At 70.0% G+C, this 13,481-nt stretch carries 7 protein-coding genes; 2 read left to right on the top strand and 5 right to left on the bottom strand.

The window, feature by feature from the left end:
• The first annotated feature begins 101 nt into the window (after window positions 1-101).
• Window positions 102-2,345, top strand: a complete 2,244-nt coding sequence (locus AVMA1855_RS05425; RefSeq protein WP_284424891.1) for an FUSC family protein — start codon at window positions 102-104, stop codon at window positions 2,343-2,345.
• 19 nt (window positions 2,346-2,364) lie between these two features.
• Here the strand turns inward: AVMA1855_RS05425 and AVMA1855_RS05430 are convergent, their stop codons facing one another.
• On the bottom strand, window positions 2,365-3,315 hold the full coding sequence (locus tag AVMA1855_RS05430; protein WP_284424892.1) for an IS481 family transposase: 951 nt from the start codon (window positions 3,313-3,315) through the stop codon (window positions 2,365-2,367).
• A 111-nt stretch (window positions 3,316-3,426) separates the two neighbouring features.
• Entirely contained in the window at window positions 3,427-7,686 is a 4,260-nt protein-coding gene (gene xopZ, locus AVMA1855_RS05435; protein WP_284424893.1) for a XopZ family type III secretion system effector, read from the bottom strand.
• A gap of 274 nt (window positions 7,687-7,960) precedes the next feature.
• Here xopZ and gshA point away from each other — a divergent pair, with 274 nt between their 5' ends.
• Entirely contained in the window at window positions 7,961-9,484 is a 1,524-nt protein-coding gene (gene gshA / locus AVMA1855_RS05440; protein WP_284424946.1) for a glutamate--cysteine ligase, read from the top strand.
• 48 nt (window positions 9,485-9,532) lie between these two features.
• On the opposite strand, the gene AVMA1855_RS05445 is transcribed toward gshA, so the two are convergent.
• Genes AVMA1855_RS05445 through AVMA1855_RS05455 form a run of 3 tightly spaced genes read right to left on the bottom strand, consistent with a single transcriptional unit; the run spans window position 9,533 to window position 13,456 of the window.
• Complete coding sequence (locus tag AVMA1855_RS05445; protein WP_284424894.1) at window positions 9,533-11,221, bottom strand: thiamine pyrophosphate-binding protein; 1,689 nt, start codon at window positions 11,219-11,221, stop codon at window positions 9,533-9,535.
• A gap of 49 nt (window positions 11,222-11,270) precedes the next feature.
• Entirely contained in the window at window positions 11,271-12,524 is a 1,254-nt protein-coding gene (locus AVMA1855_RS05450; protein ID WP_284424895.1) for a pyridoxal phosphate-dependent aminotransferase, read from the bottom strand.
• Complete coding sequence (locus AVMA1855_RS05455) at window positions 12,521-13,456, bottom strand: amino acid ABC transporter substrate-binding protein (protein WP_284424896.1); 936 nt, start codon at window positions 13,454-13,456, stop codon at window positions 12,521-12,523. The genes AVMA1855_RS05450 and AVMA1855_RS05455 overlap by 4 nt, the downstream gene beginning before the upstream one ends.
• Window positions 13,457-13,481 lie beyond the last annotated feature (25 nt).

Here is a 13,481-nt window from a genome sequence, read left to right on the forward strand (position 1 = left end):
GGGCCGGGCGGCGACGGGGTGGCCGATGTTACCCGGCAGCCCCGCGAATGGGGCGCTGCCTGACGCCGCGTTGCGCAGTGCTGCGTTACGCTTGCCGGCTTATGAGGATCTCTCCGGAACACCGCCTGCGGGCCGCCTTGCGCGTGGCGCTGAGCCACTATGTCTTCAACGGCCTGTCGGTGGCCTTCGGCCTGCTGCTCATTTCGGCCGGGGTGCACGGTTGGCTGGGCGCGGCGGCGGCCGCCTCGGCGTCGGTCGGGGTCATCGTCACCGCGCCGCCCGACCTGCCCGGCCCGGCGCGGGGCAAGTTCTGGCAGATGCTGCCGGCGCCCCTGCTGGGCGTGCCGCTCTTTTTCGGGGTGCAGATGCTGCACCCTTCGGAGCTGGCCCTGGGACTGCTGATCGTGCCGGCCAGTTTCGTCGCGTTCCTGGCCATGGCCTGGGGCAAGCGCGGCGTGCCGATCGCGGTGGCCGTGATGTTCTCCATGGTGTTCTCCATGGCCGTGCCGCCCACGCCGGGCGTGGACCCGCTGACGGCGGCGCTGGCCACCACCGGGCATTTCGCGCTCGGGGCGGCTTTGTACGTGCTGTATTCGGTGGTGGCCAACCATGCGCTCAATGCGCGCTACCGCGTGCAGTCGGTGGCGGATGCGCTGCTGGCGCTCGCTGCGCTGATGCGCGTGCAGGCACGGCAATTCACGCCCGTCGATCTGCAGGGACCGCCCGCGCCCGCTTTGGCGGGGGCCTTGCTGCACCGGCAGGCGGCCCTGGCCGAGCAGTTGCAGGCCGCGCGCAACATCGTGCTGGAGTCGCCCCGCACGCCGCGCCGCCAGCGGCTGGCCGGCATGCTGCTGCTGGTGCTGGAAATGCGCGACCACCTGCTGGCCTGCGAGCTGGACCTGGACACGCTCAAGGCCCACCCTGGCCATGCGCCCGTGGTGGTCGGGCTGCGCGACGTGCTGCACCACGTGGCCGACGAGATGGAGCGCCTGGCCGACGCCATGCTCATCGGCCGCAGGCCCACCGCCTTCGCCGACCACCGGCCCCACCTGGCGGCCCTTCGCTGGGAGGAGGCACCCCAGCCCCAGCCCGGGCCCGAGGGCGCCAACCCATCGCCCCGCCTGCTGGCGCGCGGGCTGGCGGACCGCATCGGCCACATCAATGACGAGGCGCTGCGCATGATCGCCCTGGCCCGCGGCGAGGCCGAGCCCAACCTGGCCGTGGTGCGCGCGAACTGGCAGATGTTCGTGAGCCCCACCGCGTGGTCGTGGCATCCATTCAACGGCCTGTGGCGCTGGGATGCGCCGCCGCTGCGCCACGCCATCCGCGCGGCACTGGCCATGGGCGTGGGCTATGCGGTGGCGCAGGCGCTGCCCTGGGGCACGCACGCCTACTGGATCCTGCTGACCATCGTGGTGGTGCTGCGCGGCAGCCTGGCGCAGACCCTGGAGCGGCGCAACAGCCGCGTGGCCGGCACGCTGCTGGGCTGCGTGCTGGCGCTCGCGCTGCTGTCCATGCACCCCACGGCACTGGGGCTGATCGTCGCGCTCACGCTGGCGCAGGCCGTAGCCCATGGCTTTGCCGTGCGGCGCTACCTCATCACCGCGGTGGCGGCCACGGTGCTCGGGCTGGTGCAGTCGCACATGCTGCATGCGGGCAGTAGCACGGCCTTCGCGCTGTTCGAGCGGCTGGCCGATACCCTGATCGGCACCGGCGTGGCCTGGGCGTTTTCCTATGTGCTGCCCTCTTGGGAGCGCACGCAGATCCCCGCCCTCGTGTCGCGCACCCTGGCCGCGCAGGCGCTGCATGCGCGCGAGGCGCTGGCCCTGGGGCAACTGCAGGCGGTAGACAACGCGCCCGAGCTGGCCTGGCGATTGGCGCGGCGCGAAGCCTACGACAGTCTCTCGGCCCTGGTGCAGGCCACGCAGCGGTCGCTGTCGGAGCCGCGCGCCGTGCGCCCGCCGCTCGAACCCCTGGAGCGGCTGCAGGTGCACTGCTACCAGTTGCTGGCCCAGCTCACGGCCGTGAAGACCATGCTGCTGCTGCGCCGCGGCCACCTGGAGCCCGAGCGGTTGCAGGCGCCACTGGCCACCACGGCCGAGGCCATCGGCAACGCCCTGTCCGCGCCGCGTGCGGCGGCGGATGCCGCCATGCCCCCGCGCGTCTCGCCCGGCCCCGAGCCGCTGCCCGACCCGTTCGATGCCCAGCTCGGCCCGTGGCTGCTGCGCCGCCTGGGCTTGGCGGTGGGGCTGGCCGAGGAACTGCGCAGTGATGCGGACCAGGTGCGGCAAAGCATGAATACGAAGGCGCCGGACGCGCAACCTATGGCCAAACGCAGCGCCTGAGGGTGGCCGAGGGCGCGGCCTAGGTGTGAAGCGTCAAGAGGTTCTTTCTTGAAAAGCTGAGTCTGGACATAGGAGAGAAGCCTCCAATGCCGCTGTGCGGACGATGCCAGTTGTAGTGGTGCTGCCAGCTTGCCAGGGCGGCAGTTCGATGGGCCGAGTTCTGGTAGGTCCAGCCGTAGGCCCACTCACGCAACGCGGACTGGATGAACCTCTCGGCCTTGCCATTGGTCTGCGGTCGGTAGGGCCGCGTGAAGCTGTGCTTGATGCCCAGCGCGATGCAGGTTGCCTTGAACTCACGCGAACGGAACGCCGGACCATTGTCCGTCAGCAGTCGCTGCACGGTGATGCCCAGGCGGGCGTAATAGGCCACGGCATTGCGCAGGAACAGGACTGCCTGTGCCTGCTTCTCATCGGGATGCATGGCGGTGAACGCCAGTCTTGCGTGGTCATCGATGGCCACGAACAGCGTCTCCCAGCCTGCACCATCGACAGAGTCGCGTCGGTTGCCCGTGACGCGGTGGCTGGGCCGCACGATGCGACCGAGCTTCTTGGTGTCGATGTGCAGCAGATCGCCGGGCGCTTGGTGCTCGTAGCGCACGACAGCCTGGGCGGGCTCCAGGTCACTCAACCTGGACATGCCCGCTCGCGCCAGAACGCGGCTGACCGTGGACTCCGAGACCCCCACGCTGCGTGCGATGCGAGCCTGCAGCATTCGGCGTTTGCGCAGCTCGAGGATGAGCAACGCCTTGCCTGCATCGATGGCCCTGGGCGAGCGCATGGGCCTGGAAGATGCATCGGCCAAGGCAGCTTCCCCGCCTGCCAGATAGCGGCCCAGCCACTTCCTGGCCGTTGGCGCGGTGACGCCTTGCGTGGCTGCGGCTCGCACGGCATCCAAGCCTTGCAGCGTCATCTGCTTGACCATCTCGAGTCGGCGGGCAAAGGTAAGTCGGGCATGCTGATGGGTGTTCATCCGGTTGGGTGTCCTGAGTGGATTGGGTGTTTGGCGACTTCCAGTCTCTCAAACCCAATCCGGATGAACACCGGATACAACCTATTGGAGCTTCACACCTAGGGAACGCGCTCAGTCCCGGTGGGCCTGGATCTCGCCTTCCTCGTCGCCTTCGGGCACGGTGGGCAGGCGCGCTTGCGCAGGCGCGGCTGCCGTGGCCTTCCATTGCCCGGCCGGCTCCACCTCGTGGCCGGGGTCCGCGCGCAGCACGGGCTCGTACAAGATCCACTGCGCTACCGTGCGCATGGCTTCGGCGCCCCGGTTGTTCTGGCGCTTCAGAAAGAAGTCCAGGCCTCGCTCGCGCAGGATCTTGGCCTTTTCGCGCAGCAGCAGCAGGGTGGGCTCCCACAGTTCGTCCTTCACCACCAGGTCGTCGAAACCCTGCGCATGCCCCTGGGCTTCCCGCAGGCGCGTGGCTCCCTGCTCCCGGCACAACGCGGCCTGCTTCATGTGCGCCACCCCTTCGTCCCGCCGGCGCGCCATCACCGGCGACCGGCCGGTCTTGCCCATCGCCTTGCGCTGCATGCGCGCTGCGGCCTGTTCCAGGTGCTCCGCTGCGGCGGCCGTCTGGTCCGCCTCCAGCGCCGTGCGGGCCTGCTTGAGGTGCGCGCGGGTGGAGCGCAGGTCCATGCCGGCCGCCTCGAATTCCGTGGCCGCGCTTTCGTATTCCGTGCAGGCCGCCTCGAACTTCGCCTTGGCGGCTTCGCCATCCATGCGGGCGAGTGCACGGAACATGTCCAGCGCGGGGGCGGCGGGCGCCTTCATCGCCTTGTCGGCGAACATGGCCGCCAGGCCGTTGCCCTGTGCGAACGCCTGGGTCTGCTCCATGAAATGTTCGAGCTGCAGTTCGGACGCGACATGCTTCAAGTCGTCGTCCACCGCAGCGCCCAGCTTGCCCACCCCGTAGGCCGACCAGCTGTCCCACTCGTCGCGCACGAGCTGCTGGAACACGTCGAACTCCGAGACATCGGTGGCGCGGTCGCTGCGCATCGGGTCGATCTCGTCGTCGAACACGAACAGCGTGCAAAAGTGGGTCACGGCCTTGGAGACCAGCTCCCGGCCGTAGCTGGCATCCAGCAGCCCCAGGCTGCCGCTGGCCTTCTGACGCGGGCCGTTCTTCGGATCGTCCTGCACGGATTCCGCGAACTGCACTCCCAGCGTGGCGCGCCCCGACACCTCCACCTTCATCTGGGCCGTGGCCTCGCGGTAGATGGTGGTCATGTAGCCGGCGACGGTGGTGCGGGTCTGGCCATTGTCCTGCCGGGATTTGACGCCCACGCCGGCTGACACGCCGGCCCGCCGCCCCTTGCCCGCCACCTCGCCCACCCGCACGCCCGCGCTGAGCGACACGTTGGTCTCGGTGCCCATGCTGCTGCGCTGCGCGTCGTCGATGAGCCCCATGCTCAGCTCGGGGTGGTGGGCCAGCAACTCCCGCATCCAGTCCCGGCGGGCCGGCTGGCCGTCCCCGGTGGGGGCCGCCATGTCGAACAGATGCTCCATCGCGTCGATGAACTGCGCGTCCAGCTGGGGCTCGAGGTTCTTGGTGAGCCGGGGCATGCGCATCTGCACGCCGTTCTCCACACCCCACTCGCCGCGCCAGCGCCAGTCGGCCCCGCCGGTCACGCCGAAGCTGGCCTGATCGGTGTCCATCGCGACCGAGTAGCCGGTGTTCACCCCGGCACCGGCCTGTACCTGGTTGGTGGACTGGGACGTGATCTGCAGGTACATGCCGGTGCGGCCGCGGTAAAGCTCCAGGATGCGGTCCTCGTTGTGCTGCACCCCGCCGATGAGCTTGACGCCCAGGCCCATGGCACTGGTAATCGCCACGGCGGCCGACAGCGGGCCGACGTTGGCGCCGTAGGTCTTTTGGCCCAGCATTTTCACCCGGTCGCGCCATTCGAGGTGCTCGGCCACATCGCGCAGCAGGTTTAACAGGGCCCGGCTGTTGGTGGCGTTGGCCGGGTCTCCGCCGTGCAGCAGGTTGAGGGCCTTGTACATGGCGACATGGAATGCATTGCCCTGTGCCTGCGCATGCTCCATATCGGCCGTGTTCGAGGGCGGTGCGGACGTGGCCGCTGCCGTGGTTGCTTCTGTTGCTTCTGCCAGGGTTTCGCTCAGCAGCGCGTGCTGCAGCAAGGCGAGGGCTTGCACGCCGGTGTGGGGCTCGGCGCGCAACCGGTCCCATGCGGACCGCATTGCCGGGGATTCGATGGCCGTGGTGACTTCGCCGCCACGGCGTGCGGTTTTTTTCGCCGCGGCGCGCCGCTCGGCATCGCATTGCGCCCGGATGCCGTCCAGCATGGATCTGTCCAGCACCATGGACGCCCGCGCCGTGCCCTCGGGTGCCCAGCGGATCTTTTCGGCGATGGCCTTCCAGGCCAGCTCGGATTCGGAGGGCACCTGCGTCGCCGGCTGCTGCGCGCGCAGCGCGATGAGGTATTGGGTGAGGTGGTCTGCCGCGTTTTCCAGTTCTTCTTCCGCCCTTCGGGTGGGGGTGGGTAATGCGGTGGCCGACGCTACCTCCAGGGCCTGGGGCAGTGAGCGCAGCGGGTTGATCTTCTGGCCCCGTTTGCTTTTGGCGGTGGGGGATGCTGCAGCCCGGCCACCGGTGTCGGCTGTGTCATCGATGTCGTGCAGCCAGTCGGCGATTTTCTGCAGATGCTGGTTGGCACGGTCGTAGGCCGAGCCCTTGGCGTTGCTGCGGTAGTTGTTGCGGATGGCGTTGTAGGCCGCGCGTTGATCGTCGGTGCAGGCCGCCAGCGCTTTGACCGGGTCGGCCGCGTGCAGGGCCGTGCGGGCGGCATGGGAGGCCGCGGCCAGCCATTCACGCAGCTCCGGGGGGGTGGCAGACCGCAGCTCCGCCTCGGCGTGCAGCGCCCGGCGGGCCATATGGCGCCGGGTGTGGTCAGGCATGCCTTCGGTAGCCGGTGCCATCAGGTGGCCCAGCGCCTGGGTGCCGCGCGGTATGCGGGCCAGCAGGTCCACCATGCTCTGGCTGGCCGCGTCTAGGGGCGGATGCGTGCCGCGGCCAGCGGCCGGTTCGGGCAGCAATGTGCCCCAGGTGTGCACGCGCAGGGTTTTCAGGGTTTGCAGCGCGACCGACGCATCGCCCCCGCTGGTGTCGGCCAGGGCCTTGATCGTCGCCGTGAGGACCCCTGCGGGTACCACGGCTTCGGCGCCGTGGCGGGTGGGGTCGATGGTCTTCACCCAGTCGCGGAGCGCCTCGCGCAGGGCCTCGATCTCGGGCGAGCTTCGGTACACCTCGAAGCCGGGCAGGCGCCGCAGCTGCAGGTCGATGACCTCGCCATAGGTCTTTTGCAGGGCTTCGGTCGCGATCCGGTGGCGGCGCTGGGCGTGCTCCAGCTGCACCTCGGCCTCCTTGCGGCGCTGGGCCAGGGCCGGCTGCAGCGACTTCAGGTCGGCGGCGCCGGCTTCGAACTCGAACATTTCTCGCGCGGCGGTCTGGGCCAGTCGCTGGGTGTGTTCCAGCGCGGCGTCCTTGTCCTGGCTGCGCAGCACCAGTTCGGCGTGCTTGTCGGCTTGCCGGCTTTTCAGTGCCTGCAGTGCCTCGATGTGCTCGGCCAGCCCGTCCAGCTCGCCACGGCGGCTGCCGCCCGCCTCTTGGCTGTCTGCGCGCAAGCGCTCGAGCGCCTGGTCCAGCCGCTGCTGCGTGGCCTGCAGTTCCTTTTGCGCGGCGGCTTGCTGCGCATGCAGCGCGGCCTGCCAGATGGCCAGGGATTTCTTTTCGCTGGTGAGCTGGTGCGCCTGGTCGGCCATGTGCGCGGCCCGCTGGCCGCGCAAGCCGGCCTCGGTGGCCTGGTGCGCTTCGTGGTGCTGCACCAGCCGTTCCATCGCGATGGCTTTGTCCACGGCGATCTGGGCCAGCCGCACGGTTTCGCCGGCCTTCATCTGGCCGGCCAGCACCGGCGCCACGCTTTCCCACTGGCCGCGGCTGCGCGGCGGGATGCGCGAGGGGTCCTGCGGGGTGTTCTGGTAGCGGAGCATTTCCTCGATGGGCTTCGGATTGCCCCGCGCCATGCCGAAGCAACTGCCCACCTTGTTCGCCAACTGGCCCAGCACCGATCGGGGCTTGCGCGGGGGCATGGCCGCGGCATCGGCGGCGGGCAGCGGCTGCGCGAGGTACTTGCGCGCCGCCCGGCCCGCGTCGTACAGGGGCGACAGCAGTTCGTTCTGCGCGGCCCGCGGGTCGAGCTGGTGCAGCTTGTGGTGGGCCTGCTTGTGGCTGGCCGGCGCACCGGCGTGGGCACTCGATGTCGAGTTGCCGGGCACGCCTGCGGACGAGGTGGTGGGACGCACTGAGAATTTGGGCATGGTGTCCAGTCTTTCATGGGCGTCGTGTGCGTTCCACGGGCAAGGGGTTGCCTGGGAACAGTGGCTGGACCGGGCGCATTGCACGCCCTGCGTTGGCTGGCCACGACACGCGCGATGGTGCAATGCGGCACCCGGGGCCGCGGGCCTGCCTGCGAAGGGCGGTGCAGCCGGGCGAAGCCAAGGTCTTGATCTGGCGCGCCAGCGAGAGTGTGCCGGCCGTGCTAAGTTCCGGGCCGAACCGACGATCAGGTTATAAAGAAACGACCAAATGATGATGAGCCATCTGCAGCGGAAAATCCACGCGCAGCCCGCCAGCCGACTGGCTGGCATGCGCCGTGGCATCGAAAAAGAGGGACTGCGGGTGCTGCCCACGGGAGGGCTGGCGCTCACGCCGCACCCGGCGGCGCTCGGCTCGGCGCTGACCCATCCCCACATCACCACCGACTACAGCGAGTCGCAGATCGAGCTGATCACGGGCGCGCGCCTGGGTGTGCAGGAGTGCCTGGACGAACTCACCGAGATCCACCAGTTCGTCTACCGCAGCCTGCAGGCTTCGGGCGGCGAGATGCTGTGGCTGTCCAGCATGCCCTGCGGCCTGCCCACCGACGAGACCATTCCCCTGGCGCGCTACGGCTCGTCCAACGTGGGGCGCGCCAAGAGCGTGTACCGCATGGGGCTGGGCCACCGCTACGGCCGGCGCATGCAGACCATCTCGGGCATTCACTACAACTGGTCGCTGCCCGATGTGACCAGCGACGAATACTTCGCGCTGATCCGCAACTTCCGCCGCCATGCCTTCGTGCTGCTGTACCTGTTCGGCGCTTCGCCCGCGCTGTGCCCGTGCTTCGTGCAGGGGCGCGAGCACGGCCTGCAGCGCCTGGGCGGCGAGGCGCTCTACCTGCCGCACGCCACCTCGCTGCGCATGGGCCGCCTGGGCTACCAGAGCGATGCACAGGCCACGCTGGCGGTGAGCTACAACGGCCTGGACGGCTACGCCGCCTCGCTGCGCGAAGCCCTGAGCCGGCCATACCCCGCCTACGAGGCGCTTGGTGTGCGCAACCCCGGGGGCGAATACAACCAGCTGGGCACCAGCCTGCTGCAGATCGAGAACGAGTTCTACGGCACCATCCGCCCCAAGCGCACCGTGCGCTCGGGCGAGCGGCCCCTGAACGCGCTGCGCGACCGAGGCGTGGAATACGTCGAGGTGCGGCTGATGGACCTGGACCCGTTCGCGCCGCTGGGCATCGAGACCCAGACCATGCGCCTGCTGGACGTGTTCCTGCTGCACTGCCTGCTGTCCGACAGTCCGCCCGACACGCCGCAGGAGATCGCCGAGCTGCAGCGCAACCAGCACCTGACCGCCGAGCGCGGCCGCGAGCCGGGCCTGTTGCTGCAGCGCGCCGGGCGCGAGATTCCGCTGGCCGAATGGGGCGCGCAGGTGCTGGCCGAATGCGAGCCACTGGCCGCGGCGCTGGACGCCGCGCACGGCACCGGCGACTACGGCAGTGCGCTGGCCGATGCGCGGCGCCTCATGCAGCAGCCGCAGGCCACGCCGTCGGCCCGCGTGCTCGACCGCATGGCCGAGGCGCACGGCAAGAGCTTCAGCGCCTTCGCGCTGGAGCGATCGCAATGGGCGCGCGACACGCTGCTGGCCATGCCCTGGACCGAGGCGCAGCAGGCCCGGTTCGAGGCCGCCGCCGCGCAATCGGTGGCCGAGCAAAAGGCCATCGAAGCGGCCGACACCCTGCCTTTCGAGGCCTGGCGCGAGCAGTACATGGCGGTGCCCGTCCACGGTTGACACCCGCGCGGCCCGGGCATCCCCGGGACGGCCGCCCGCGCTGCGCGCTTAGCCCGGCTTGCGGGCCTGGGCCGCACTGCGGATGCCCTGCAGCGTGCCCGTGGGCGTGATGGCCTCCGGGTCCAGCAGGCAGTGCAGCACGCAGGGCAGGCCGCTGGCCCGGGCGCGTGCCAGCGCCGGGGCAAACTCCGCCGTCGTCTCCACCCGCTCGCCATGCCCGCCGAAGGCCGCGGCATACGCCTTGAAATCCGGGTTCTTCAACTGGGTGGCGCTCACGCGGCCGGGGTATTCGCGCTCCTGGTGCATGCGGATGGTGCCGTACATGGCGTTGTCCAGCAGCACCACGATGATGGGCAGGCCGTACTGCACGGCGGTGGCGAACTCCTGCCCGTGCATCAGAAAGTCGCCGTCGCCCGCGAACACCACCACCTCGCGCTGCGGCCACAGCCGCTTGGCCCCCACGCCGGCCGGCAGGCCGTAGCCCATCGATCCACTGGTGGGCGCCAACTGGCTGGCATAGGCGGTGAACGGCCAGAAGCGGTGCACCCAGGTGGCGAAGTTGCCCGCGCCGTTGCAGAAGATCGCATCGGCCGGCAGCACCTCGCGCAGGTGCCGCATGACCTCGCCCATCTGCAGCGGGCCCGGGATGCTGATCGGGTCCGGATCGCTCCAGGCCAGGTACTCGGCGCGGGCGGCCTGCGTGTGCGCCGCCCAGCGCACCGCGGCGGGCGGCTGCAGCGCGGCGAGTGCGTTGGCAAAGGCCTGCGGCGTGGCGTGGATGGACTGCGTTGCCTGGTACAGGCGGCCCAGTTCGTTGGCATCGGCATGCACATGCACCAGGGGCTGCGACGGCACGGGAATGTCGAACAGCTCGTAGCCCTGCGACGGAATCTCCGACAGGCGCCCACCCACCACCAGCACCAGGTCGCTCGCGCGGATGCGCGCCAGCAGCTTGGGGTTCACCCCCAGGCCCAGGTCGCCACCGTAGCTGGCATGGTCGGCCGGGAACAGCATCTGCCGGCGAAACGAGCAGTACACGGGCAGCGACCAGGCCTGCGCGAACGCGACGAAGTCCTGCACCGCCTGCTCTGACCACCGGCTGCCGCCCAGGATGGCGATGGGACGTTCGGCGGCTGCCAGGCGCTCGGCCAGTTCCTGCAGCGCGGCCGCGCCGGGGTGGGTTTCCGGCACTGTGTAGGGCAGGGCGTCGGCCACCTGCACGGCATCGGTCAGCATGTCCTCGGGCAGCGCCACCACCACCGGGCCCGGGCGGCCCGACGTGGCGACGTGGAAGGCGCGCGACACCAGTTCGGGCACGCGGCGCGCGTCGTCGATCTGCACCACCCACTTGGCCATGGTGCCGAACACGGCGCCGTAGTCCAGCTCCTGGAACGCCTCGCGGCCCAGCGCGCCGCGCGCCACCTGGCCCACGAACACGATGAGCGGTGTCGAATCCTGGTGCGCGATGTGGATGCCGGCCGAGGCATTGGTCACCCCTGGGCCGCGCGTCACGAAGCAGATGCCGGGCTGCCCGGTGAGCTTGCCCTGCGCCTCGGCCATCATGGCCGCGCCGCCCTCCTGGCGGCACACGGTGACGGCGATCTGCGCGTCGTGCAGGGCATCCAGCACGGCCAGGTAGCTTTCGCCCGGCACGCAGAAAAGCTGTTGCACGCCGTGCAGGATGAGCTGGTCCACGAGGACCTGGCCGCCGGTGCGGGGAGAAACGGTGGAAGTCATGAAGGCGTCGATCAAGGGCGTTGAAGGAGTGGAAACACGGCGGGCCGGCTCACCGCAGCGCCGCGCAGGCGTCCTGGATGCGCTGGCAGGCCATCTGCAGCTGGGCCATCGAGGTAGCGTACGAGATGCGAAAGTACGGCGCTAGCCCGAAATACGTGCCCGGCACCACGGCCACCTCGTACTCGGCCAGCAGGTACTGGCAAAAATCCACGTCGGTCTTGAGCAGCGCGCCGCCCGGTGTGGTGCGACCCAGCGTGCCGGCGCAGCTGGCATAGGTGTAGAAAGCGCCCTCGGGCGTGCGGCAGCGCAGGCCGGGCGCCTGGTTCAGCGACTGCACCACGAAGTCGCGGCGGGCCTGGAAGTCCGCGCAGCGCTCGGCCACGATGGCCTGCGGCCCGGTCAGCGCCTCGATGGCCGCCGCCTGGCTGATGGAGGAGGGGCACGAGGTGCATTGGCTCTGCACCACCGCCATGGCGGCGATCAACTCGCGCGGGCCGCCGGCGAAGCCGATGCGCCAACCCGTCATCGCATAGGCCTTGGACACGCCGTTCACCGTGAGGCAGCGGCTTTTCAGGCGCGGCTCCAGCGCGGCTGGCGTGGCGAAGGCCGCGCCGTCGTACAGGATGTGCTCGTAGATGTCGTCCGACAGCAGCCACACCTGCGGGTGGCGCAGCAGCACGTCCAGCAGCGGGCGCAACTGCGCGGCGGTGTAGGCGGTCCCGGTGGGGTTGGAGGGCGAGTTGAGCAGCAGCCAGCGCGTGCGCGGCGTGATGGCGGCCTCCAGCGCGGCCGGCGTCAGCCGAAAGCCGTCCGCCTCGGTGCACGGCACGGTGACCGGCACGCCGCCCGCGATCGTCACCACGTCGGCATACGAAGACCAGTAGGGCGCGGGCAGGATCACCTCGTCGCCCGGGTCCAGCGTGGCCATGAACGCGTTGTAGAGCACCTGCTTGGCCCCCGTGCCCACGGTGATCTCGGCCAGGGCGAAGTCCAGGCCGTTGTCCCGCCGGAACTTCTCGCGCACCGCCTCCTTCATCGCCGGGCTGCCGTCCAGCACCGTGTAGCGGGTCTCTCCGCGCGCCAGCGCCCGGCGCGCCGCCTCCAGGATGTGGTCGGGCGTGTCGAAGTCGGGCTCGCCCGCACCCAGCACGATCACCGGCCGGCCCGAGCGCTTGAGCGCGTTGGCATGGTCCGTGATGCGCAGGATGGGCGACACGCCCAGCGCCGCGATGCGCCGCGCGGGCGTGAACGCGCCAGGCGGGACTGCGCCATTGGCAAGGGCGGTGGGCAGGGTGGCGGTCATTTGAGGTAGGCCTCCAGCGGCTTGTCGTTGGGCGCCGCGATCAGTTGCCGCAGCGTGCCGCTCATGGGCAGGTTCAGGCTCAGGTTGCGCGGCGGGATGGGGCTGGTGAACCACTTGGCGTAGATCTTTTCCAGCTCGCCCGTCTGCATCAGCCGCACCAGCACGCCGTCCACCCCGGCCTTGAATGCGGGGTCGTCCTTGCGGAACAGCAGCGCGATCGGCTCCGATCCCATCGCCTCGCCCGCGATGCGGTAGGCCGCCGGGTCCTTGGAGGTGGCGATGGCGCCCGCCAGCAGGTTGTCGTCCAGCACGAAGGCATCGGCGCGGCCCGACTCCATCAGCAAAAAGCTCTCCTGGTGGTCCTTGCCCAGCAGTGTCTTGATGGGGGCGCCCAGCGCGCGCTCCTGCTTGCGCAGCATCTGCACGGCGGTGGTGCCGGCCGACGCGGCCACGGTGCGTCCGCCCAGTTGGCTGACCGAGTTCAAATCCGAATCTGCGCGCACCGCCATGCGCACCTCGCTCACGTAGGTGGTCACGGCAAAGGCCACCTGCTGCTGGCGCGCCGTGTTGTCGGTGGTGGGCCCGCAGCCGATGTCGATGGTGCCGTTCTGCACCAGCGCCAGCGTGTTCTGCGCGGTCACCGCCATGTATTCGAGCCGGGCCTGCGGTGCGATCTCCTTCATCACGCGCTCGCACAGCTCCACGTGGTAGCCCACGAACTTCTCGTTCGCGCCCAGGGCGTAGGCCATGGGCGGCGAGGCCTCGCGCACCCCCAGCACCACCTTGCCGGCGGCCTTGATCTTCTCCAGCGTGGGCTGCTGCGCCGATGGGTTGGCGGGCGGTGCGGACGCCTGCGCGGCGGCTGCGCCGCACCAGAAAAAGGCCGCAGCGGCCGTGGCCGCGCCAGCCAGGGCCTTGAGGTGGAATGCCATGGGTGCTTGTCTCCTGTGGGGATGG

The organism is Acidovorax sp. SUPP1855, assembly GCF_030158955.1.
GTDB lineage: Bacteria > Pseudomonadota > Gammaproteobacteria > Burkholderiales > Burkholderiaceae_C > Paracidovorax.

Bases quoted from the DNA above. Each gene is read 5' to 3' on its own strand.
- AVMA1855_RS05425 (WP_284424891.1), top strand. From the start codon at position 102: ATGAGGATCTCTCCGGAACACCGCCTGCGGGCCGCCTTGCGCGTGGCG.
- AVMA1855_RS05430 (WP_284424892.1), bottom strand. From the start codon at position 3,315: ATGAACACCCATCAGCATGCCCGACTTACCTTTGCCCGCCGACTCGAG.
- xopZ (WP_284424893.1), bottom strand. From the start codon at position 7,686: ATGCCCAAATTCTCAGTGCGTCCCACCACCTCGTCCGCAGGCGTGCCC.
- gshA (WP_284424946.1), top strand. From the start codon at position 7,961: ATGAGCCATCTGCAGCGGAAAATCCACGCGCAGCCCGCCAGCCGACTG.
- AVMA1855_RS05445 (WP_284424894.1), bottom strand. From the start codon at position 11,221: ATGACTTCCACCGTTTCTCCCCGCACCGGCGGCCAGGTCCTCGTGGAC.
- AVMA1855_RS05450 (WP_284424895.1), bottom strand. From the start codon at position 12,524: ATGACCGCCACCCTGCCCACCGCCCTTGCCAATGGCGCAGTCCCGCCT.
- AVMA1855_RS05455 (WP_284424896.1), bottom strand. From the start codon at position 13,456: ATGGCATTCCACCTCAAGGCCCTGGCTGGCGCGGCCACGGCCGCTGCG.